23 protein-coding genes are annotated in these 22032 nt (G+C 39.4%); 8 read left to right on the top strand and 15 right to left on the bottom strand.

Annotated features, from left to right (window positions below; all coding sequences use genetic code 11):
* Positions 1–114: 114 nt before the first annotated feature.
* From abbA to fadH, 6 genes are all read right to left on the bottom strand, one after another.
* Positions 115–306, bottom strand: coding sequence for an antirepressor AbbA (gene abbA / locus MHH23_RS14305; protein ID WP_008347999.1), 192 nt, complete (start codon positions 304–306; stop codon positions 115–117).
* 149 nt (positions 307–455) lie between these two features.
* The gene (locus MHH23_RS14310) at positions 456–971 is read right to left on the bottom strand and encodes a ribonuclease H-like YkuK family protein (RefSeq protein ID WP_340959697.1); all 516 of its coding nucleotides are present in this window, start codon (positions 969–971) and stop codon (positions 456–458) included.
* Positions 972–1110: 139 nt separating this feature from the next.
* Positions 1111–1353, bottom strand: coding sequence for a YkuJ family protein (locus tag MHH23_RS14315; protein ID WP_003212254.1), 243 nt, complete (start codon positions 1351–1353; stop codon positions 1111–1113).
* A 184-nt stretch (positions 1354–1537) separates the two neighbouring features.
* Positions 1538–2434, bottom strand: a complete 897-nt coding sequence (locus MHH23_RS14320) for a manganese catalase family protein (protein ID WP_019743902.1) — start codon at positions 2432–2434, stop codon at positions 1538–1540.
* Positions 2435–2695: 261 nt separating this feature from the next.
* Complete coding sequence (locus MHH23_RS14325) at positions 2696–3916, bottom strand: EAL domain-containing protein (RefSeq protein WP_039168704.1); 1221 nt, start codon at positions 3914–3916, stop codon at positions 2696–2698.
* A gap of 64 nt (positions 3917–3980) precedes the next feature.
* A complete protein-coding gene (gene fadH, locus MHH23_RS14330; protein WP_138278462.1) occupies positions 3981–4745 on the bottom strand; it encodes a 2,4-dienoyl-CoA reductase in 765 nt (254 codons plus the stop codon).
* 139 nt (positions 4746–4884) lie between these two features.
* On the opposite strand from fadH, the gene MHH23_RS14335 reads away from it, so the two are divergent.
* The 3 genes from MHH23_RS14335 (at position 4885) to MHH23_RS14345 (ending at position 7747) form a co-directional block, all read left to right on the top strand.
* Positions 4885–5742, top strand: coding sequence for a metallophosphoesterase (locus MHH23_RS14335; RefSeq protein WP_024719571.1), 858 nt, complete (start codon positions 4885–4887; stop codon positions 5740–5742).
* Positions 5743–5898: 156 nt separating this feature from the next.
* Positions 5899–6396 (top strand): L,D-transpeptidase family protein, encoded by a 498-nt coding sequence (locus MHH23_RS14340; RefSeq protein WP_073414335.1) that lies wholly within the window; start codon positions 5899–5901, stop codon positions 6394–6396.
* Between the two features lie 73 nt (positions 6397–6469).
* Positions 6470–7747 (top strand): MFS transporter, encoded by a 1278-nt coding sequence (locus MHH23_RS14345; RefSeq protein ID WP_251210769.1) that lies wholly within the window; start codon positions 6470–6472, stop codon positions 7745–7747.
* A 227-nt stretch (positions 7748–7974) separates the two neighbouring features.
* Here the strand turns inward: MHH23_RS14345 and MHH23_RS14350 are convergent, their stop codons facing one another.
* A complete protein-coding gene (locus tag MHH23_RS14350; RefSeq protein WP_340959700.1) occupies positions 7975–8151 on the bottom strand; it encodes a hypothetical protein in 177 nt (58 codons plus the stop codon).
* Between the two features lie 167 nt (positions 8152–8318).
* Between MHH23_RS14350 and MHH23_RS14355 the strand changes: the two genes are divergently transcribed.
* Positions 8319–8534, top strand: a complete 216-nt coding sequence (locus tag MHH23_RS14355) for a hypothetical protein (RefSeq protein ID WP_008348016.1) — start codon at positions 8319–8321, stop codon at positions 8532–8534.
* A gap of 165 nt (positions 8535–8699) precedes the next feature.
* Here the strand turns inward: MHH23_RS14355 and MHH23_RS14360 are convergent, their stop codons facing one another.
* Positions 8700–9131 carry a hypothetical protein gene (locus MHH23_RS14360; RefSeq protein ID WP_178930097.1) on the bottom strand — a complete coding sequence of 144 codons (432 nt, stop codon included), beginning with the start codon at positions 9129–9131 and terminating at the stop codon, positions 8700–8702.
* Between the two features lie 312 nt (positions 9132–9443).
* Between MHH23_RS14360 and MHH23_RS14365 the strand changes: the two genes are divergently transcribed.
* Positions 9444–9905 carry a YkyB family protein gene (locus MHH23_RS14365; protein WP_007498684.1) on the top strand — a complete coding sequence of 154 codons (462 nt, stop codon included), beginning with the start codon at positions 9444–9446 and terminating at the stop codon, positions 9903–9905.
* A 35-nt stretch (positions 9906–9940) separates the two neighbouring features.
* Here MHH23_RS14365 and MHH23_RS14370 read toward each other — a convergent pair whose 3' ends face one another.
* The 3 genes from MHH23_RS14370 to MHH23_RS14380 all read right to left on the bottom strand — a co-directional run bounded on the left by MHH23_RS14370 (position 9941) and on the right by MHH23_RS14380 (position 12897).
* A complete protein-coding gene (locus MHH23_RS14370; RefSeq protein ID WP_024719666.1) occupies positions 9941–10849 on the bottom strand; it encodes a chemotaxis protein in 909 nt (302 codons plus the stop codon).
* Positions 10850–10922: 73 nt separating this feature from the next.
* Positions 10923–12233, bottom strand: coding sequence for an MFS transporter (locus MHH23_RS14375; protein WP_007498688.1), 1311 nt, complete (start codon positions 12231–12233; stop codon positions 10923–10925).
* Between the two features lie 124 nt (positions 12234–12357).
* Entirely contained in the window at positions 12358–12897 is a 540-nt protein-coding gene (locus MHH23_RS14380; protein WP_058337409.1) for an RDD family protein, read from the bottom strand.
* Between the two features lie 300 nt (positions 12898–13197).
* Here MHH23_RS14380 and MHH23_RS14385 point away from each other — a divergent pair, with 300 nt between their 5' ends.
* The gene (locus tag MHH23_RS14385; RefSeq protein WP_017367142.1) at positions 13198–13350 is read left to right on the top strand and encodes a hypothetical protein; all 153 of its coding nucleotides are present in this window, start codon (positions 13198–13200) and stop codon (positions 13348–13350) included.
* A gap of 64 nt (positions 13351–13414) precedes the next feature.
* On the opposite strand, the gene MHH23_RS14390 is transcribed toward MHH23_RS14385, so the two are convergent.
* A complete protein-coding gene (locus MHH23_RS14390) occupies positions 13415–14299 on the bottom strand; it encodes a cation diffusion facilitator family transporter (RefSeq protein ID WP_340959702.1) in 885 nt (294 codons plus the stop codon).
* Positions 14300–14593: 294 nt separating this feature from the next.
* Here MHH23_RS14390 and MHH23_RS14395 point away from each other — a divergent pair, with 294 nt between their 5' ends.
* On the top strand, positions 14594–15766 hold the full coding sequence (locus MHH23_RS14395) for an aminotransferase A (RefSeq protein WP_007498694.1): 1173 nt from the start codon (positions 14594–14596) through the stop codon (positions 15764–15766).
* A gap of 25 nt (positions 15767–15791) precedes the next feature.
* Here the strand turns inward: MHH23_RS14395 and MHH23_RS14400 are convergent, their stop codons facing one another.
* A complete protein-coding gene (locus tag MHH23_RS14400) occupies positions 15792–17618 on the bottom strand; it encodes a PAS domain-containing sensor histidine kinase (RefSeq protein WP_041507383.1) in 1827 nt (608 codons plus the stop codon).
* Between the two features lie 156 nt (positions 17619–17774).
* Positions 17775–19898 carry a peptidoglycan D,D-transpeptidase FtsI family protein gene (locus MHH23_RS14405; protein ID WP_138278460.1) on the bottom strand — a complete coding sequence of 708 codons (2124 nt, stop codon included), beginning with the start codon at positions 19896–19898 and terminating at the stop codon, positions 17775–17777.
* Between the two features lie 336 nt (positions 19899–20234).
* Here MHH23_RS14405 and MHH23_RS14410 point away from each other — a divergent pair, with 336 nt between their 5' ends.
* The gene (locus MHH23_RS14410; RefSeq protein WP_007498701.1) at positions 20235–21032 is read left to right on the top strand and encodes a CAP domain-containing protein; all 798 of its coding nucleotides are present in this window, start codon (positions 20235–20237) and stop codon (positions 21030–21032) included.
* Positions 21033–21146: 114 nt separating this feature from the next.
* Here the strand turns inward: MHH23_RS14410 and MHH23_RS14415 are convergent, their stop codons facing one another.
* Positions 21147–22022 (bottom strand): NAD(P)-dependent oxidoreductase, encoded by an 876-nt coding sequence (locus tag MHH23_RS14415; RefSeq protein WP_340959704.1) that lies wholly within the window; start codon positions 22020–22022, stop codon positions 21147–21149.
* Between the last annotated feature and the right edge of the window lie 10 nt (positions 22023–22032).

A 22032-nucleotide genomic window follows, 5' to 3' on the forward strand; every position in this document is an offset into this window, starting at 1 on the left:
CATACATTCCCCTTTAACATTAAGCATAAACTAAAACGAATTTTGTCGAAAGATTTTTTTTCTGCATAAAAAAGATACTCAGCGTAGAGTATCTAATAGAATGTTCAATCGATATTAATTCTCAAACCTTACTCTGTCATACAATGTGATCAATTTCTTATACGTATTGTCGTCGACATTTTTTGTTCCACATTCTATATCATTGATCTCACTGCTTAGTAATTCGACAGCATATTCCTGATTCAGTAATACGTTTAATAATAGCTTTTTCTCTTCTTCATTAAAACGATTTTCGATGACGCTCATTCAACATCAGGCCCCCTGTTTCATATATGCTTTTATATTGATTAGCAGGCGTTTGAATGTCTGCTTCCTCTCTATACAGCTAGAATAAGGAACTAGAATCGAATCGTCAACCGCACGTTTCGACAACGTTTGGAGAAAAATGACGGAATTTATTTTGTGTATCGATTGGCGTAGCAAAATGCTGCGTATGAGTCGGGTTTTATTTTTGCTTCAATTCCCATGACTGTGATCATTCCGGTCATTTCCTGGATCAGCTCTTTTGTACTTCCTTTTTTGCCAATATCTAGATGGACTTCAAAACGAAGGTCTGCCCCTTCCTCAGCAAACGGAAGAAGCAAATCCATCAGTTCTGTTAAAGGTCCCTCAAGGATGTCTGCACATACCTTTTGGCTAAACGCTGTTTCTAATGAAATTTTTTCTCTAAGACTTTGTACAGGCCGATTCAACACTTGCTGCGTGAGACAGCCCCAAGCTCCTTTGCCGATCCGGTGAAGATGAATTGCAGTCATAAATCTTGTGACATTCTGATTGACCTGAGAGTCCGTACCAATTGATAGTACATAAACAGATCTCGGGTCTTTCTGAATAAAGTCTTTCATTCTCATGACAACATCAGAAAACGCTAAATGCTCTTCAGAAAGATTAAAGAAAAAAGAATCACTCACAGAAAGGAACTCCTTTTTAATGGTCTCTTATCCGAATATTGCACTGAATGATCATCTTCCATTTGTTCATCACTTATGAAGTGTATGCTTCCGTAATCAACGAAGGAATTCTTAGAAAAAACATTTCATACGATTCAGCTTAGGATTGTAGAAGCTCAAAAATCTCAATCGAAATCATATCAATGTTGTCAAATGGGAAAGTGTTTGGCTTATCCCCTTGTTGAAAAACAGTCAATTCAAACGTTTGATTCTTTTCGAAATACTTAACACTACAGATTTTCTCACCGTTCACTTCGAAATAACGCTGTGCCGGCTCGTTTGCAGCTTCTGCTGTCTCTTGAAGACTTTGCAGCCTTGTAATGATACCCATTAATTGTGACATTCTAAAAAAAGACTCCTTTCAAAAAAACAACTCAAGATGAACCCGTATTGATTATACACAAGTCCTACAAAGCATCATACCATAAAGTGTTCTCAGATGATATTTTTCCTCTTGAATTCAAAAAAAGAAAAAGAATCTGTTTTTTTATTTTGAGTCTTTTTTCTTTTCTCATGCATCTTGTTTTTTATAAACCGGCCGATCTCATCAGGCGTTTCGCAATTTCGTCAAAATCTTCTTTCGAAATACCTGGAGCAAACTCTTCCGGCAAATCTCTATAATCTGGCACGGGTGCACCTTTTGGCGTGCCCTCAATAACTGTCAGCGGCTTTCCATCAATCGGATGGTTTCCTTTCCAAATTTGATTGATATCCTTATAATCCGTATCACTAAATGTATACAGTTTTGTATGAATATTCTGATCTTCAAACTTTCTTGCAGAGTCAAAGTATTTATTGTCGAGATTTGGAATTGGCAGCATCTTCCCAACATCTACCCCTGTCGCTACCTCAAGGGCTTTTGCATACGCCACAACATGAACGCCGCCTCTGACAAGTAAATAACCGATCATTTCTCTTGCCGTAGGGTGATCAGTCATTTCATATACACGCATTTTATGCGTGCGAGCTCCGCACTCTAGGAAGAAGTTATGAAGAAGATCCAGAATCAGATTACCACTTGAGAACACATTCTCACCTGTCCACGGCTTTGCCATGGAGTCAAACGGATAGCCTGTTTGTGCCGTTTGGATAAAATGCTGCGTATTTCGTTTATCAACAGCCGCTTTCATCGGGGTCGTATCTGGATCGCCCCCATGGGTGGTTCCCGTAATCATGAGATTGACTGCAGTTGTCACAAGCTCTACATGACCGAATTCTTCAGCTGTAATACTTGATACAAGATCATAAAATGGTTTGAGCTTTCGTTTCCCTCTAAAGTTAAACGATTGAAACATGTAGTTATTTAATGTGGACATTTCACCAAATTTTCCGCCGAGTAATTCTTGCACAGCCGCTGCACCATTTGCATCTGGGTGATCTGGCATTGGTAAATCAATCAGCAGCCGCTTGTCACGTTTGATCATGACTTTTCCCTCCTACTGTCTAACTATCATCATTTAAGGTGTATGGATGAATTGGGATGTCCTATGCATGAAGGAAATGATTGGCGCACAAAAAAAACTTGGCGGGGGTAGCGCCAAGTTTTTTGGATCTTGATCTGATAGAGGGGTTGGGGAACAGAGAGTAGCTTCTCTCTATAACTAAATGATAATGATTATCAGTTTCATTGTCAACCATTTTTTCTATCTTTTTTCTAATAAAAAAAACAGCCTTGACGGCTGCTTTTAAATTAATCCTTCCTGCTCATATAGATAAGCATACGGAAGATCTACAAACAAATACACGTCTCCCTCTAACGGATAAGAAAACGTACGTATTCGTTCTCCAGTTTCTAAATCACTGTAGATATCGCTGAAAAATCCTTTTCCGCTAATTCTCATTTGAAGAATATTTGCTAGAAAATAAGGGCGCCAGCTCCAGTTTTTCTCTATATACTCTGGCTGAAACAGCCATTCTTTCTCTTTCTTAAACACATTTCCAGTGATTTGAAACCCTTCTTCATTACACATATAAATGCGAAAGCTGCAATCGGTTAGTTCAAGTGCCAGTTTTTGTATAAGTTCATCATTTGTGCTGCATGATTTTTTTAACGTACTGACGGCTTGATGAATTCGCTTATAAAAGGTTTCAGAATGTTCATAGACAGCTTGGAGTTTCTTTTTCTCATGGGCAATGAATTGTTGAAATTCTTCTTTAAGCTGCTCTTTTCGTTTGTTACGGTCAATTAATTGTGCGGCAGGCTCGTGAAGGTAGAAGCCTTGAAAATATCTTCCGCCATTTCTCCATGCATATTGCAGCTGAAAATTTGCTTCAATGTCTTCATAGATTAAAGCCGCTCCTATTTTTCTTGCAAGAAGTGAAATGCTGTATAACACATATTCATAGGAAGGAGATGGAGACGAAGCTCTTAAAGCCTGAAGATCTATTTTTAATAGATCAGGTGAAAGCAGAGCAATCCGGTCAAGATTGCTGCTTTCTTTTCCTATATTAGATACGGCGATTTTGATCCCATATGTACGATAATACGTTAACGTATGGTAAAGTTGTTCAATGTCGCCGCTAAACGTATGTTCAGTAATTTCAATGACAAACCGGCTAAGCTGAATACCCCTTGCTTCATATTCTTTTAAAAGTTCTAAAAAACTTTCGCCATGATCAAGCATGAGGACATTCGCATCATGATTAATAAAGATGAGCAAATCTTCATCTGCGGTTGTGAAGAGATCAAGCGCTTGACTTAATACTTTGTGATCTACTTCCAATTTATATTCGTCAGGAATAGATGAATCCGTAAAGAAGGAGCCTAGACTAACTGTTCCCGACTCAAGCTTCATTCTTCCAAGAATCTCATAGCCTATCACTTTTTGTTCCTCCGCACTGAAGATCGCTTGATAGTGCGGGAAAACATCTTCAATATTCGTTAAAATATCCAATGGATCGACCATTTTCATCACCTGCTTCTCTCTTTGTGTGATTATACCATATCAAAAGCAGGTCTTACACGGTCATTCAAAATGGTGATTGGTTGAGCCATTGCCCCCCATCCATCGTGATACAATCTCCATTAATATAAGATGCATGCTCAGATAATAAGAAACTCGCAAGTTCTGCAATTTCTTCTGGTGTGCCAAGTCTACCGAGCGGAACACTATCTAATGTTCTTTGGGCAGCCTCTTCTGATTCCCACAGTTTATCTGCACCACCTGTTCTTTCAATGGGCCCCGGCGCAATGGCATTTACGCGAATTCGATATTGCTTTCCCCATTCGACTGCAAGCGTTCGGGTAAGCGACAGTACGCCTGCTTTTGCGGCTGCTGAATGCGCTACACCAACACCAGCCCCCCATGCATATGTGGCGACCATGTTGATCATACTTCCACTTTTCTTTTGACGAATCCAATAGTTGCCCACTGCATGGCTGCAAAAAAAGGTGCCATTTAGCACAATATCAATGACCGCTTTCCAGCCGTTAGGAGACAGTTTTTCTGCTGGAACTAAAAAGTTCCCTGCTGCGTTATTAATAAGTGCATCCACATCACCAAATGTATCTACCGCAAACTTCACCATTTGATCAGCATCTTCTGGATGTCGCACGTCCATTTGAAAATAAGCGATCGAACCACCTTTCTGTTTGATTTCATTTGCCGTTGTTTCAAGGGTCTCTTCTGTTCTTCCAGTAATCACAACATTCCAGCCCCCGAGTGCCAAATGAGTCGCCATCGCCTTTCCCATTCCGCTTGATCCTCCTGTGACAATCACTGTTTGCTTCGTCATTTGTTCTCCCCCTTTGTGTGTTTTGAATGACTATTCATTCATTATTCGTCTATCATATCATGATTCCCCCTCCATGCACCATATAGGAGATTCATCAAAAATCATGCTATACTTAATTTTATTTTTAAAGGAGTCTTATATGAAGCAACTTTCCCGTAGGCAGTTTTTAAAAGGAGCAGCTGGTGCGAGTATTCTCGGACTTTTGGCGACCACATCCGGTTATGGCTATGCTCGGTACATTGAGCCGCGCATGATCGACACCGTATCACTCACCATTCATGATGCTCAGCTACCGGCTTCTTTTGACCAATTTAAAATTGCGCAATTTAGTGATGTTCATTTAAGTGATACATTTTCGGCAAAAGATTTAGAGACTGTTGTCCAAAAGATCAACGCTGCATCTCCAGATCTCATTGTGTTTACAGGTGACCTTGTTGATTTTGAAGCATCGATTGAAGAACATGAAAAAGCCAAAGCCTCTTTGTCTAAGCTTGATGCTCCGTTTGGAAAGTTTGCCATATGCGGAAATCATGACTACGGACCCTTTGGCATTGATGTATATGAAGAAACGATGAAAGCTTGCGGTTTTACATTATGTAAAAATGAAGTGTTTCACTTAGAAAAAGAAGGCGGACGCATACAGATCGCTACACTGGATGATCTCATGATGAGTATGCCTGATTACCATTTCATCAAACGAGAAGTCTCTTCTGATCTCTTTACGTTATTGCTTGTGCACGAGCCTGATGCCGCACTAGAACTTGAAACAACACCTATTAACTTGCAGCTTTCTGGGCATACGCATGGCGGTCAAATACAGCTTCCTTTCTATGGACCGATTCTCACAGCACCTTTTGGGCGTACATATGTCGAAGGCTTATACGGTAGCTATCAGCACCGTATCTATGTCAACCGAGGGCTTGGGACAACTAGACTGCCGCTTCGGTTTTTAGCCAAACCTGAAATCACTTTTTTCACCTTAACATCTCACGTGTAAAGAGAAGCCAAATCACCTTTTCCTGCATATGTATAAACAAAGATCATTCTCATGACAAATGTTAGGAGAAACCTTACTGGGCCTGATCCCGTCCATATAGTATATGTGAGGCGGGGATCATGGCTTCTTTTATTTGAGTAAAAGGAGTGTGCTTTCGTGCTGCGATACACGGTAAAAAGTGGAGAAACACTTGCTTCTATAGCACTTGATTTTCGAACAACGACAGAGGATTTAAAGGCTGCAAATCCGTCACTTCAAGCCCGCGAGCCAGAACAAAATGAAGTCATCATCATCCCTGGGTTACCGGATCCTAACACGATCCCTTACCGCATATCTGTGTCAATTTCAGCGAAACGTCTCGTGCTGTTTTCTGGATCACAGCTCTTGCGCTCATACCCGATTGCAACTGGCAGAATATTAAACATGACACCGACTGGTTCTTATTATATTGTCAACAGACAGCCAAACCCAGGAGGTCCCTTTGGCGCCTATTGGCTGAGCCTTTCAAAAGTTCATTACGGCATCCATGGAACGAATAACCCGTCTTCAATTGGTAAAGCTGTGTCTAGAGGGTGCATTCGCATGTACAATCAGAATGTCATCGAACTTGCTTCAATTGTTCCAAATGGAACACCTGTGACCATTAGCCAGTAGGAGAAATCAATTGTACGAATGGTTAAAATTTTATATGATAGAAAGTGGGATCTTCAGGTTAAGGAGCGTATTTATGGATATTTTTAAAAACAGAAATTTTGTTCGTCTCTTTTTTGCAGCACTTGCCTCGCAAATGGGGACAACAGTAGGCAATATGGCGTTTGCCTTTTATTTGCTCGATCATTTTAGTCATCAGCCCGCTTACGCCACTTTAGCAGAGTTAATGTATTCACTGCCTACGATCTTTGTCTTTTTTATGGTCGGTGTGGTCGCAGACCGTTTTGATCGTAAAAAAGTCGCAGAGAATTGTGATTGGATACGAGCTGGGCTGACGATCGTTTTATTTATCGTCATTTATTTAAATTCACTACCGCTTATTTTCTTGATCTTGTTTATACGAAGTGCCATTACGAAGTTCTTCTATCCAGCTGAAGCCTCTCTCGTTCAGGCCATTTTAAATAAAGATCAATATGCAAAAGCTGCAGGTTTAAATCAGATGCTGTTTAGTTTGTTTATGGTATTTGGTGTTGGAATTGGTGCCATTATGTATAAAACGATTGGACTTCACGGTGCCATTACCATTGATTTGGTCAGTTTTATTATTTCCGGTATTCTTATTCGATCATGCAATATTCCAATTGAAGCACGACAGCCTAATGGACAAGCAGGCTGGAAAGGCATGACCGTTAAAACGTCTCTAAAAGATTTTAAAGAAGGCATTCTCTATATTTTAAAAAATAAATTATTGGCTTCTTTAATTTTTGGCTTTTTTGTTTTTGGTCTTGTGAATGGCGCATTTGCCGTTCTTCCGATGTTTACAATGAAATACGGTCTTTCACCGGACCATTTTGAACTGCATACATCCTTTTTTACGATCGCGATCGGTGCCGGACTTCTAGTTGGAAGCTTACTTGGCTCTATTCTTGCGAAAAAGGTAAAGATGCAATATCTCATGTCGATTCCAATTCTAGTTGCAGGTATTTTAATTTTTGTCCTTGGTTCTACCCATACATTATGGTTATTTTATGTCACATCATTTGTCATTGGTACATGTATTGGTCCAGTCAACATTGTCATTGGAGGCTGGCTCCCAAGAATTGTTCACCCTCGTCTGATGGGACGCGTATCAGGGTGGGTTGATCCGCTCACCATGTTTGCACAATCAATGACGCTAGGTTTAATTGCCGTGTTATTTCCAAAGCTCATCACCAATGTTTCTTACATTTATTACGGAATGGGTATTATTATTTTACTCGTCTTTCTTTTTTACTTCATTACACTGCCAAAGTTCAGCAGAGAAGCTGCTGACTTAGATGTACAGCGTGAATTAAAAGGTCAGGGAGTACAATAGATGAAGCAAAAAGGCTAAAATAATGTTTATTTTAGCCTTTTTGCTTCTTTTCAGCGTGATAGAAAACCTTTGAAGTCTAGGAAGGACGAGTACTGGCGCGGAGCGAATTTGTCATTCGTGAGCACCAGCACACAGGACTGACAAAGAATGCGAGGGTTTGTCTACACGCTGAGGACTTTCTTCTATAGAAAGTCCTTTTTTCATGGAAGTATCAAGATAAACGACGCTTATTTTTTCTGCTCATCGAAATGAATTGAAGCAAAATGAACGATTCTATCGACTGTATAAATGCTAATAAATAAGATGAGAAAAAGAAGAAAAGGATGAATCGGCTGAACATCTATCACGTACACAATGCCTCCAACGACAAAAGCGACCAATAAAGGCGTTAAAATATCTTTCAATCTAAACCGTCCTTTCTGTTCTCATTGACTTTGATCTTCATATTTTATAACACATTTCCCTTTTTATGAAATAAAAGGAATGTGCATAAAATTGCAACAATTTTAATAAAAAACCTTTACATTATTGGAAGTTTTATAGTAGGATAGTCAGGTTGGAGGTGAGGGGTATGCTAAAAAGCTATTATTTTATTCATACAAAAAATGATCAAGGACAATACGTTGTACATACAGAAGACTGCGCATTTTTAGGTGATGCAGCAAGCCGTACGTTGATTGGTCTACACATGAACAGTGAAAGCGCCATGGATGAAGCCAAAAAAATGACGAGTGAAACTGATTTTAACGGCTGTTTTTACTGTGCTTATTCTAGCCATACGAAATAGTCCATGTTTTTAAGCCATATGTTTGACTTTGATTGTCTTGCATATGGTAGATCTGCAATCATCAAAAACTTATTTAATTTTGATCTGTACAATAAAAATCCCCTATTAAAAGGGGATTAAGTTATATCTATTTGCTATTAACTTTTAGACATGTTTATGAATTTTCTAACGTTTTTTTATATTAATTGTTTTAGAATTTACATACCCTAGATCTTTACCATTCTTACTAAATAAATCGACATGTACAACAGCTTCATATCCTCTATGTTTGTATTCTGGTAGATTTAAACTTAATTTTTTCAGCGGGGTTTTATATTTAAAACTCCCTCTTTCAAATTTTGCGGTATATGTATAGAGTCCGATTGGAGACAAATGAGCATCATATCTTAGTTCACCACATTTACCATTTTGTTCAATTGTAAAATCAACAGTTTTAGCTTTTTTAGAATAATTGGTAGCATCTGTCCATACTCTTACCTTACATGTAGATTTAGCAAAATACGGGGTTTGCCAATTGCTAGTAGCAGCTGATGCATCGATAGAAAAAAAGATTGATACACATAAAAATACAAACGAAATTACTAGTCTTAACTTCATAAAATCACCCTTTTTTAAAAATATATAGAAATTATACAATATTATTACATTTTACTCAACAATTCCTTCTGAATCACAATATACGAAAACGTTTCCAAAATTATTTTTTCAATTTTCATATTATAAATAATTTTTTGCGTATTTAATCCATTTTGTTTCTATAATAAACATCAAGTCATGTGCACAATTAAAAAAATGCCTATCAAGTCCAATACATATATCACTTTTAACAATAACTCTATTTGCAATTTACTAATAAAAACGTATAATTTATACTAAGCACAGGAAGACGAAAGACAAAGGAGAGAAAAAATGGACGATTATGCTCATACTAAAGACATAGAACCTACAGCAGAAAACATCGCAAAAGCCATTTATACTGTTAACCGCCATGCTAAAACCGCACCAAATCCCAAGTTTCTTTATCTTTTGAAAAAACGTGCGCTGCAAAAACTATTGCAAGAAGGTAAAGGAAGAAAAGTGGGCCTACATTTCTCTAACAATCCCAGATATAGTCAACAACAGTCCGACGTGCTGATTGAAATCGGAGATTATTATTTTCATCTGCCACCAACTAAAGAAGACTTCGAATTTTTGCCACACTTAGGAAATTTAAATCAATCATATCGCAATCCGAAAGCGAATATGTCATTAAATCGAGCAAAACAAATACTTCAAACGTATGTCGGTTTAAAAGAAAAACCTGCCGCCACAAAACAAAAATCACATTATACAAAACCCGTCTTCAAACGTCTCGGGGAAAGTTACTTTTAAACAGAAAAACCACTCAAAGCGAGTGGTTTTTTTCTTTAGATAATAAAATGATCTACTTTTTCAATCAGCTGATGAATTTCTGGTTTACTAATTTGATCATCTGCACCGATGGTTTCCCCTTTATGACGCAGATCGTCCGTAATTAATGAAGAGAAAATGAGAATTGGAATGGACTGTGTTAAAGGATTGTCCTTCAGCAGCTTTGTTAATCGATGTCCATCCATTTTTGGCATTTCTATATCTGTAATAATCATATCAATTTCTTCTGTCACACTAATGCCTTTACTGACGAGATCCATGACATGGTCATATGCTTGTTTCCCATCTTCAAAGGTCACAATGTTTTTATAGCCTGCCTCGGTTAATTCATTTGTTAATAAGCGCATGAGAAGCGGAGAATCTTCAACAACATACAGCTTCTTCCCTGTTCTTCTCTCGTCTTTCTCACCGTCAAACATATGATATGTGTCTACGCCAGATGCGGATTCAATATCATAGATGATTTTTTCGTAATCTGGAAGGAAAATCATTTTCTCGTCAAGCTTGATGATCCCTGTTAAATGACGGTCCATTCCTTGATTGAGTGCAGTTGGTTTTTCAATCTCTTCCCAGCTGACGCGGTGAATTTGTGATACCGTTCCTGTATGGAACACAAATTTCCGTTGGTTGAATTCAGTCACAATGTATTTCTCTTGTTCTGACTGATCTGACTCGACATTAAAAAAGGAAAATAGATTGATGACTGGTAAAATCTCGCCTCGTAAACTAATCATCCCTTCTACATCTTGGTGAGAGTGCGGTATAACTGTCACCTCAACTGGCTGAATAATTTCTCTTACTTTCATGACGTTAATGCCGAATTGATTTGAACCAATTTCAAACTTCACAATTTCCAATTCATTAGTACCAGAGTCAAGTAAAATTTCTTGTTTGTTTAAAGCCACGGAAATCCCTCTATTCTTCAATATAAGATTGTACTTTTTATATCGGCAGCATGGGTAAAAAGTTGACGTTTCTTTACGCTTTCTCTCGCACGAATTGATGAATCACAAGTCCTATGGCTGCAAGGATGAGCAAAGACCCTAATGCAAGACGGCTTGCGAGATTCCCATGTGCTGCAAATAGCAGTGTGACGGAGCCATAAATGATGGGACCGACGATTGAAGACACCTTTCCCGAAAACGCAAAGAGACCAAAAAATTGCCCTCGTTTTTCTTTAGGCGTCAGCTCAATAATGAGGATTCGTGATGATCCCCAGCTTGCACCAAGTGAAATTCCGAATAGACTGCCTGCTACCCAGAAGACCCATTCAGTTGTCGCTGTCACAGCTAGAATGAGCGCCACAATTAAAATGACATACACGACTGTAATCGAGCGCTTTGCCCCGATGGCCTTTGTGACATATCCGAATAGAAACGAGCCAATGATACTTGAAATCGTGGACACAAGATAAAGCAAAATAAATTGACCTGCCGTAAAGCCAATGATAATTTTCGCATAAACAGCCATCATCGCAATCGCTGTCTGCAACGCATCATTCATAAAAAAGAAAGCGATCATAAAAATAAAAGCCGGTTTGTACTGCTTCATCTCTTTAAACGTACGAATAATCTCTTTATACCCGCTGAAAAAAGACGCCTTTTTCTCTTGCTGCGGGAGAGGTTGAGGATCTTTTATAATAAAGAGAAAGGGAAGAAAAAAGAGAAAGAATAAAAGGGCTGTCGGAATAAATGCTTCATGAAACTGGTCATTTCCTACAAGTAAATAAACAGAAAGGCCGACAAGTGTACCTAAATAGCCGACAGCAATACCGAATCCAGAAATGAGGGGGATTTCATCCTTTGTCCCAAGATCGGGCAAAATGGTGTCATAAAAAACAAGACTAGAGTGATAGAAAAATTTGGCGATGACGAACAAAGTAACCACCACCAATAAGGAGACAGGAAGACCAAACCATTCGCTTGAGAAATCAATCCCAGCAAAGATCCCCATCATAAAGGTACAGGCAATACAAATCAGGGTAAACACCGTGATATACCGCTTCTTTTTCCCTGTACGATCAATCAGCACACCGTATAAAGGCGTAAAAATGACGAGGAAAAAGCTTGCAAGTGCGTTCGCATAAGAAATAAATGTACTGGCGATTTGATCCATCCTCGCACTGTCACCTATCGTCTCCTGCAAGTAAAATGGGAAGAAAATGGTGATCATATTCGATGAAAATATCGTATTTGCAAAATCATACAATGCCCAGGCCAAAACAGGTGCGGTGAAAAAGAGCCCGAAGCTTGCCCCTTTTTTTTGAACGGTCATTTTCCCTCTTTTCAATAGATTGACTCCCTTCTCTGCTTTATTTTCACTATCATTCTACTTTATGTGACGTTTCCCTCTTCCATACAAGCAATCTATACAAAAAGCACCCCTAACTATTTAGCAGAGGTGCTTCTTTTCATTATTTCTTTACGACAATGGTACTTGCAATCAAATCGTGAAGTGCTTGTTTTTTTTCTGTGAAAAACGCAATGATGTAGCCAATACATAAGATTGGAGACAAAAAGCCTTTTGCAAAAAAGCGGCCTGTCGCGCGCCCGAATGTTATTTTTCCACCCGTTACTTTTGTCACTTTGATTCCAAGAGCCATTTTACCAAGAGTTCCTTGCAGCTTTGATGATTCCATGATCGCATAATACAGCCAAGTCACCGCGATACCGACTAAAATCGTTGCGCCATAGAAAAAGATAAAGCCCATTATGACTGCCCATTCTTCATCCGTGATCACCGTAGAAGAATAGTAATAGCTATCATCATACATTAAAAATGCCGCCTCAGGGCTTGAGACAAAAAAGAGTGTGGCGAGAATAAATACAATGAATGAAAATGGTACACTAATAATGACACCGTCTAAAAGATGAGCAAGAAAACGATAACCTACTCCAGCTAGTTCAGGATGTTTTTCTTCTTGAATAGGTGCTTCTGACATGTTTGTTTCCATCCTATTTCTCCTTTATTATGTATGTTTTCTATAAATTTCTTATAATCATTCGTTATTATATCTTATGAATATCGCAAGATCAATGGAGCTTTTCATTTTTACATGAATTTTAGATCATTTTGCAATGATGATTTATGTGAATAAATACTGAAAATTCACGAAAATTATGGCACATCTAGTTCTTTCAACGCCTGATTTTTTAACATTTTGTGATATTTTTGTCTCATTTCGATTCTTCTGTTGACAATCACGTTTCACATGGTACAATAGTCAAGGATTTTTTAAAGAAAGGTGTTCATGATGGGAACTGTCGTACTATTAAAGAACAACGAAATGACTGTGATTGAAGATATTTGCGAAGCTGATTTTTTAGATATGAAACATGGTTTATCTAATGAAGATGCTGCTTATATCTCTTGGTATGAAGATTACGATACTGCTTATGGATATTGATTTCATTTCATAGATGAAGCGTAAAAAAAGGCGATACAACCTTCAAAGAGGTGGTATCGCCTTTTTACGTTTGTGTGCTTCTTTCACTTTCAGGTTCTACATGAATAAAGATTTGTGCATGCGGAAACGCCTGCTGAATGTTCTCTTCAATTCGATCACATAATTGGTGGACATTTTCAATGGTTGTTTTTCCATGAACAATCAAATGGAAGTCAATATATTCTTCAGCACCGGATCGTCTTGTTCGAAAGTCATGATATTCAATGAATTCTTGACTAAATGTTTGAATGATGCCCTCTATCGCTTGTTCTTCTTCCGGGGTTAACCGGGCGTCGACAAGCGGCGGGAAGGCTTCCTTCATGAGTTTAAATGCTTCACGCATAATATAGAGCGCTAGCACCATTCCAATAATCGGATCGAGGAAATACCAGTCCGTTAATGCAACAAGCAATAAACTAAAGGCAACCCCTAGTGACGTAAACACATCTGTTAAAAGATGCAGTGCATTCGATTTCATGGCAACAGAATGTACTCGCTCTGCCTCTTTGTTCACAACTCTCGACACAACAAAATTGATAAGTGCCCCGATCAGCATGACCACAATACCAAGTACCGGCAGTTTAACAGGCGCAGGATGCATTAATTTATGAACACACTCATAAATGATCCAAATCCCAGCTACAAAAATCAACAAAGTTTCAATCGTTCCAGAAATATTCTCAACTTTCCCATGTCCATAAGGATGTTTTGAATCTGCCGGCTTTCTTGAAATACGAACAGAGATAAATGCAATAAAAGAGGCCATTAAATCGAGAAAAGAGTGAATGGCTTCTGATAAAACCGCAACAGATCCAGTTAACACCCCTACAATGATTTTAAGGACCACAACAAACGTATTACTCATGACGGATAAAAAGGCTATTTTCGATGTCTTTGCTGATTGATCCATCTATTATCGTCCTCCTTCAGGAGATCGTATGCCTGTGAAAGCAATTCCCATGACTTGATTCTCTCGTTCTTTCAGTTTATACCGTTTTGCCTTATTCTAATCATCTTAAGCAGAGCTGTATTTTCCGAGCAGGTTACGCTATAATAAATGTTGCTCTTTCTTCATATATCACTCATGCTGTGATGGATGGGAGAATAGACTACATATAACGATATCCGAAGCCTTTCCGCAGGTGACATTTATGCAGTGAATGGTAAAATAGGATAAAAACATAAATTTTTAAGGTGATGAGAAATGGAGCATTTGCTGAATCCAAGAGTAAAGGATATTGAAATTTCAGGCATTCGAACATTTTCAAATCTCGTATCTTCATATGAGGATGTCGTTTCATTGACCATAGGTCAGCCCGATTTTTATACGCCGCATCATGTCAAAACAGCTGCCAAAACAGCCATTGACGAGAATTTCACCTCGTATACTCATAATGCTGGATTTTTAGAGCTAAGACAAGCGATCCAGCAGTACATCAAAAAGAAAGTCCATCTTGATTATGATGCAGAGACAGAAATCATTGTGACAACAGGTGCGAGTCAAGCAATTGATGCTGCGTTTCGAACCATTTTGACTGAAGGCGATGAGGTCATCCTGCCCGGCCCTGTGTACCCTGGCTATGAACCGATCATTCGGATGTGCGGTGCGGTGCCTGTGCATATCGACACAACAAATGCCGGTTTTAAATTAAACGCCAAGCTGATTGAAGATGCATTAACGGAAAAGACAAAGTGTGTTGTCCTTCCATACCCTTCAAATCCAACTGGGGTCACGCTATTAGAAGAAGAATTGAAAGAAATTGCACAGCTTCTTGAAGGAAAGGATATTTTTATTCTATCTGATGAAATTTATAGTGAGCTGACATTTGATCGTCCGCATCACTCCATTGCTTCTTTCTTAAAGGAACAGACGATTGTCATCAATGGACTGTCAAAATCTCATAGCATGACCGGATGGAGAATCGGCTTTTTATTTGCTTCCGCCCCTATTGCTAAACATGTATTAAAAGTACATCAATATAACGTGTCTTGTGCCTCGGCTATCTCACAAAAGGCGGCACTTGAAGCAGTGACAAATGGTGTGGATGATGCACTGATCATGAGAGAGCAATATAAGAAAAGACTCGACTATGTATATGATCGACTCATTTCTATGGGGCTTCCGGTCATTAAGCCTTCCGGCGCTTTTTATATTTTCCCTTCCATTGAATCGTTTGGGATGAGTTCATTTGATTTTTGCATGGAGTTGTTAGAAAGTACAAGACTTGCGGTCGTACCTGGTTCTGCTTTCTCTTCACTCGGAGAAGGATATGTGCGCCTTTCCTATGCATATTCACTTGAAACGTTAAAAGAAGGACTTGACCGTCTCGAACAATTTGTTCTTGAAAAGCGTTCCATACAATCAATAGACGGATGAAACAACGGCTCTCTTGCCGTTGTTTTTATTTTGCGGGAAACATGATGTGAAACACAGTCCCTTTCTCTGGGTCGCTATCTACCCGGATGGTTCCGTTGTGATTTTCTAAAATATTAAATGTCACCATGAGCCCAAGTCCTGTTCCCTTTTCTTTTGTTGTTAAAAAAGGTTCGCCGATCCGCTTCATGACCGATTCAGGAATACCAATTCCTTCATCTCTAATCGTGACAAGTATCCCTTCTTTTTCGGCTTTGGCGGTAATGTCTACCTTCCCTCCGTCCGGCATGGATTCGACGGCATTTTTGATTAAATTGATAAATACCTGCTTCAGCTGGTTTTGATCCCCATTCATCAGGAGATCCTCCTCGATATCACTTGTGTTCATCAAAATTCCATTTAAGTTGGCCTGTGTCTCTAACAGAGCGGTGACTTCGCTAATGATTTTTTTCAAATCAAGCGTCTGCATGGATGCTGTTTGCTGCGGCTTCGCAAGCATTAGTAGCTCACTTAAGATGATTTCAATCCGGCTCAGCTCAGAGAAGACAATTTCAAAATATTGATCACGGTCTTTTGTTTTTGGTTTAATGAGCTGTAAAAAGCCCTTAATCGCCGTCAGTGGATTCCTTATTTCATGTGCAATGCCTGCTGCCAATTGACCTGCGATTGATAATTTTTCAGAGCGCAGCATGAGTTCTTCTGTCTGTTTTCGTTCAGATATATCTCTTAAAATAATTTGAACGGCTGTTTCACCAAAAAATGTGGTAGGGATACAAACCATTTCTGTATAAATCAACCGGTGTTTAAACGTATGGCAGCTCATCGTCACAATCTCAGAATCTGATGCTCTTTCGATTATACGTGATAAGCTCTTTTTGACTTTTTGTTGATCACATGAATGGATTTGATGAAAGATATCTTTTCCGATTAATTTATCGTAATGTTCGGCTTCAAATAATTTAATACCTGATTCATTCATAAATACCCATTTATGATCGTGGATGACGGCAATGGTATCAATAGAATTTTGGATAAGCAGCTGATACCGCTCTCTGCTTTTCTGAAGAACGGTTTGAAATTTTTTACGGGAAGAGATGTCTACTAATAGTAAAAGTTCTGCCCGTTGATTTTGATAAATTGCCGGAGATGACTTCACCTCAATATGAATCATGCTCCCGTCTTTCCTTTTCCATATTTGTTCAATCATTCCGACTGGAAGGCCTTGCTGCAGTCTTTTGATTCGGCTTCTCACAATGTCATGGTACTCCTCGGCAATAAAATCAAACGCAGACTTGCCGATCATTTCATCTTTTGTACATACACCCATTAATTGCAGCATCGCATCGTTGGCATACACAATTTTCCCAAGCGCCGTAATACATAACGGATTTGGCAGCATGGCAATCAGATTTTCAGCTTCACTGACATCTTGGAAAGCCGGTAGACTGCCTAACGACTGTTCTGACACTTCTGTTGGTTGAAATGCTGCTTTTTGAGGCTCTGTATTCATTACCCTCATTTTCAGGATCATTTCTCTACTTAAATCGTTGTCTAACCCATCACAAGCAACAAAATCAATGCTTGCTTCTACCCATACAGCTGTAAGATCACTTCTAAGCAGTCTAAAGTGGCAAATCTCTAGCATGTGCTGATTATAGAAATAACTTTCGACGAGAAATTGATCTTCGGTATGAACAAAGTCTTTCAAAAAACACCCTAGTAAATCCTTTTGTTCATAGAGCAAAAGCTGCTTACAATTGGAAGAAATGTAGAGAAAGCGGCCATTAGAAGAAAGAACGGCATGTAAATCAATATTCGAGTACAGCTGATTCGAATCTTTCATTTTTTGTTCCATCGTCGTCCGACCCTCCTTTAATTTTTTTAGGGTTGTCCTTAGTTTGATGTATAAAAAGGATTCGCTAGAAAAACCGTATTTTCCTCCCAATCTCTTGTGAAACGTCCATATTTTCAGCAAAAAGGGAGCACTTTCTCTTGCTGTGCTCCCTGCTGTTTATTGCTTTTCATATTTCTTTTGTAATTCAACGTACTTATCAACAATTTTACTTGGAATGGTTTTAATGACAGGATCTTTATCTGATACATACGGTGTGACGACACTAAATGCCACTTTCGGATTGGAAGAAGGATAATATCCTCCAAAGGTTAAATTGTACGTGGCATTCCCCCACCAGCTCCGGTTGGCACCATAGTAGAAGGTTTGGGCTGTACCCGTTTTCCCTGCGACATCATGCTGACCGAACCGGCCAGCGGCAGTCCCGCCTGTTGATGTGACCATTTTTAGTCCCATTTTGACACGGTCGATATCTGCTTTCGAGTTGTTAATGGTGTTCAGCACCTTCGGCTCATATTTCTTCACAACAGGACCTACTTCTTCCTTATTCGTTGGGAAGTGAACACTTTTCACCACTCTTGGCTGAATACGGTTACCTCCATTTGCGATGGTCGACATGTATTGTGCGACTTGAAGTGGTGTATATGTGTCATACTGACCAATCGCTTCATCAAGCAAAAGTCCGCCGACTGTCTTAGGATGCGTCTGCATTCCGCTTGATTCCTGCGGCAAATCGATGCCTGTTTTTACGCCAAGACCGAATTGAGCATAGTAGTTTCTCATTTTTTGTAAGTGTTCAGGTCTTGCTGGTAACGGGCCATCCTTTTGATAGGTGATCCCTGCCATTCTCATCGCTACTTGGAACATATAAACGTTGGAACTCTTTTGGAGTGCCTGAAGGTCATTAACCCACCCAAGATCTTTGTAAGACCTCTTCGGTTTTCCACTTCCCGCAAAATACAGCGGTGTATCCGTATAGGATTGGTTGTGTGACATACCATCTTGATAACCAGAGAGGACAGTAGCTCCTTTGACAACAGAGCCCATTTCATACTGTGTCGTAAATGTTCCGATCGCATAATCTGTGACGTCTCTTCCGTCCATTTTCTTCCCTGACATTGCGAGAACATCACCTGTGTTAGGGTCCATCATCACAACAAAGGCACGGTCCATCATATAGTTTCTTGCACTAGCAGATCTTAGCTCTGACTCAACGATTTTGTCGACTTCCTTTTGCAGCTCCATATCAAATGTGAGTGCAAGGTCAAGTCCTCTTCGTCCTTCTGTCCGCTTGATTTCATCAAGCAGTTTGCCGCCGACCTGTGTATATTGAACAGTTGCTTTTTCTGGATTGAGAAAATCTTCATATTGATATTCTAAATAACTTTTTCCTACTCGGTCATTTCTCGAGTAACCTCTTGCCATATAGTAATCTTCACGCTCTTTTATAATGCCTTGCTCTGGGGTGGTGACACCGCCAAGGACATTATAGAGGGTTTTTTCGTACGGATATTTCCTTGTCCAGTCATTGATGACATTTACACCAGGCAGTTCATCAAGATGCTCTGATACTAGTGAGATCTCTTCGTATGTCAAACTTACGGATGATGTCTGTTTTGATTCTTTTGTTTCATCAAGCAACGCAACTTTTTCGTCCCCTTTTTTCTCTTCGTTCGGGTCCATTGCTTTCACGATTTGAGGTTCAAAGGCATATCCGCCTGTAAACCTGCGATAGATCGCTGCAACTGCTTTTTCCTCTGCATCTTTTTCGATCGCCTTGACTTCTTTCTTAGGCACACGCTCTACTTGAAGAGGATAGACATCTTTTGCTTTAAGATTCTTTTGCTCTGCTTTTGAAATGAGCTTATCCGCTTCTTTCGGATGGCTTGCCAGCCAAAAATCTCGAATGTCACGCTCTCTCAAAAAATCTGTATCCATTTTTATATAAGTCGCAAGTTTTCTTGCTACTTTAATCTTATCCTCCGCTTTCACACCGCTTTCTGATGTATAAACGATGGCAGGTACACTTTCGTTATCAACAACGACTCTTCCTCTCGCGTCATACATTTTTCCTCTTGGAGACGGGTATGATGCTGTTTTGACCTCAGTTCGGTTGGCTTGCTTTTTATAATCCTCACCATTGACGATTTGCAGCACACCGAGCTTGATGACAAGTCCAGCAAATAAACTAAATACAGCGAAGAAAAAGAGATTAATTCTCCAGGCGTTCCGGCGCTTCATTTTTTTCTGCTCGGCAGCACCTTGATGCTGTTTCTCTCCCACTTATGTAGCTCCTCTCATCCTTTCAATCTTTTACAATTACCACTCATTATTGTAACACTTTTGTAATAGTTGTTACAGCGAAACAAGTGAAAAAAAGCTGTCAATCCCTATTCTGCAAAAAAATATACTAACACTTTAAAATATTGGTATGTTTATGTCGTTTTCTTTAAATAGAAAGATTCTCCATTCATTGATATAAGGAGACTCTTTCTATGACTTTAACAAAAATGACAAATGGGCGTTGTCAATGGAGGATGCTGGTACGTTTATAACAAAAAGTCTATGTTATGATTTTCTGTGAGAAAACAAAACAAAGATTTTAGGAGGAGTTACAAAATGAAAAAGAAATCATTCATTTTTTCAGCGCTGACAGCTGCTGCATTGATCACGTTCACTGGAGGGCATTCAGCTGATGCGAAAGAGCTTAACCTGAAACAAGTCATAAACGTACAGCATCAAGCCATTGATCTTCATACATTAGCTGCAAAATTACATATCTCTTCAGATGTAAACAAGCTAAGCACTTCAAATCAAAAAGAGATCGAAGCTCTATTAAACAAGCTGATCAAAAGTGGTCAACCTGTTACTGGAACAAAAGTGGTGAAAGAAGTAAACAAAGCAAAAAATGAGCAAAAACAAGAATCAGTGAAAAAACCAGCTGCTTCTAAACCAAGCACACCAGCAAAAGAAAACACAACGAACAACAGCTCAAAATCTGATCAAAAAGACACAACTGCAACAAAAGCAGACAGCAGCTTAAATGCATTTGAACAAGAAGTGGTTGAGCTGACAAATAAAGAGCGTGCAAAACAAGGCTTAAAAGCTCTTTCTGTTGATTCTAAATTAAGCAAATCTGCTCGCGCTAAATCACAAGATATGAAAGATAAAAACTATTTCTCTCATACAAGCCCAACTTACGGATCTCCATTTGATCAAATGAAGCAATTTGGTATCACGTACAAAACAGCAGGTGAAAACATTGCTCAAGGTCAAAGATCACCTCAAGAAGTAGTCACAGCTTGGATGAACAGTGAAGGTCACAGAGCGAACATTTTAAACAAAAACTATACACATATCGGTGTAGGTTATGTGAAATCTGGTAACTACTGGACGCAGCAATTCATCGGAAAATAAGATCAAAAAAACCTGTCTCTATTTGGGACAGGTTTTTAGTTTGTCTTCTTTTTTCAGCAATGTGAGGGCTTGTTTACACGCTACAAACTGTTCCACGTAGGCGGAGCAGTTTTTTTATTTCACCCATAATTTATAGATGCTTTGTGTTCCGCTGTTTTCTTCGCCCTGTTCGCTGAGCTTTTCATATAATGACTTCGCTAATGACAGACCTGGCATCTCTTCTCCCATCAGCTCTGCTTCTTCAAGCGCAATGCCCATATCCTTAATAAAATGCTTCACATAAAATCCTGGCTCGAAATCACCTTTCAGCATTCTTGGTGCAAGGTTTGACAAAGACCAGCTGCCGGCTGCTCCTGTTGTGATGCTTTTAAGTACCTGCTCTGGATCAAGTCCTGATTTTTCCGCATAAGCCATTGCCTCAGCGACACCTACCATCCCTGCTGCGATAGCAATTTGGTTACACATTTTTGTATGCTGACCACTTCCTGCAGGTCCTTGATATTGAATATTTTCCCCCATTTGCTGAAATAGCGGCAGGCACGCTTCATAGGCTGCTTTTTCTCCGCCAATCATAATGGCAAGCGTGCCGTTTTGGGCTCCAACGTCTCCGCCAGAGACCGGCGCATCTAATGCAAATAGTCCTCCTTTTCCCTTCGCTTTCGCTTCAATTTCTTTTGCCAGCTGAGGTTTCGATGTGGTCATATCAATGAGGTATGTACCAGGCGCAGCATGTTCCAAGAGTCCATCTTCTCCTAAATAGACTTCTTCTACATCTGATGGATACCCGACCATTGTGATGACGGCATCTGCCTCCTTTGCGATCTCCTTTACGGTCGATTTCCATAGAGCACCTTTTTGAACCAATGTGTCTGCCTTTTCTTTTGTTCTTGTATAAACGAGAACTTCGTAGCCAGCATCCATTAAATGCCCTGCCATACTACGTCCCATTACACCGATTCCAATAAAACCAACTGTTTTGATTTGTGCCATCAAGAATTCC

The organism is Bacillus sp. FSL K6-3458, from assembly GCF_038005045.1.
Taxonomy (GTDB): domain Bacteria; phylum Bacillota; class Bacilli; order Bacillales; family Bacillaceae; genus Bacillus; species Bacillus altitudinis.

Coding starts and splice junctions, on each gene's coding strand:
- abbA (WP_008347999.1), bottom strand. CDS start 306: ATGAGCGTCATCGAAAATCGTTTTAATGAAGAAGAGAAAAAGCTATTA.
- MHH23_RS14315 (WP_003212254.1), bottom strand. CDS start 1,353: ATGTCACAATTAATGGGTATCATTACAAGGCTGCAAAGTCTTCAAGAG.
- MHH23_RS14320 (WP_019743902.1), bottom strand. CDS start 2,434: ATGATCAAACGTGACAAGCGGCTGCTGATTGATTTACCAATGCCAGAT.
- MHH23_RS14325 (WP_039168704.1), bottom strand. CDS start 3,916: ATGGTCGATCCATTGGATATTTTAACGAATATTGAAGATGTTTTCCCG.
- fadH (WP_138278462.1), bottom strand. CDS start 4,745: ATGACGAAGCAAACAGTGATTGTCACAGGAGGATCAAGCGGAATGGGA.
- MHH23_RS14335 (WP_024719571.1), top strand. CDS start 4,885: ATGAAGCAACTTTCCCGTAGGCAGTTTTTAAAAGGAGCAGCTGGTGCG.
- MHH23_RS14345 (WP_251210769.1), top strand. CDS start 6,470: ATGGATATTTTTAAAAACAGAAATTTTGTTCGTCTCTTTTTTGCAGCA.
- MHH23_RS14355 (WP_008348016.1), top strand. CDS start 8,319: ATGCTAAAAAGCTATTATTTTATTCATACAAAAAATGATCAAGGACAA.
- MHH23_RS14360 (WP_178930097.1), bottom strand. CDS start 9,131: ATGAAGTTAAGACTAGTAATTTCGTTTGTATTTTTATGTGTATCAATC.
- MHH23_RS14365 (WP_007498684.1), top strand. CDS start 9,444: ATGGACGATTATGCTCATACTAAAGACATAGAACCTACAGCAGAAAAC.
- MHH23_RS14380 (WP_058337409.1), bottom strand. CDS start 12,897: ATGGAAACAAACATGTCAGAAGCACCTATTCAAGAAGAAAAACATCCT.
- MHH23_RS14385 (WP_017367142.1), top strand. CDS start 13,198: ATGGGAACTGTCGTACTATTAAAGAACAACGAAATGACTGTGATTGAA.
- MHH23_RS14390 (WP_340959702.1), bottom strand. CDS start 14,299: ATGGATCAATCAGCAAAGACATCGAAAATAGCCTTTTTATCCGTCATG.
- MHH23_RS14395 (WP_007498694.1), top strand. CDS start 14,594: ATGGAGCATTTGCTGAATCCAAGAGTAAAGGATATTGAAATTTCAGGC.
- MHH23_RS14400 (WP_041507383.1), bottom strand. CDS start 17,618: ATGGAACAAAAAATGAAAGATTCGAATCAGCTGTACTCGAATATTGAT.
- MHH23_RS14410 (WP_007498701.1), top strand. CDS start 20,235: ATGAAAAAGAAATCATTCATTTTTTCAGCGCTGACAGCTGCTGCATTG.
- MHH23_RS14415 (WP_340959704.1), bottom strand. CDS start 22,022: ATGGCACAAATCAAAACAGTTGGTTTTATTGGAATCGGTGTAATGGGA.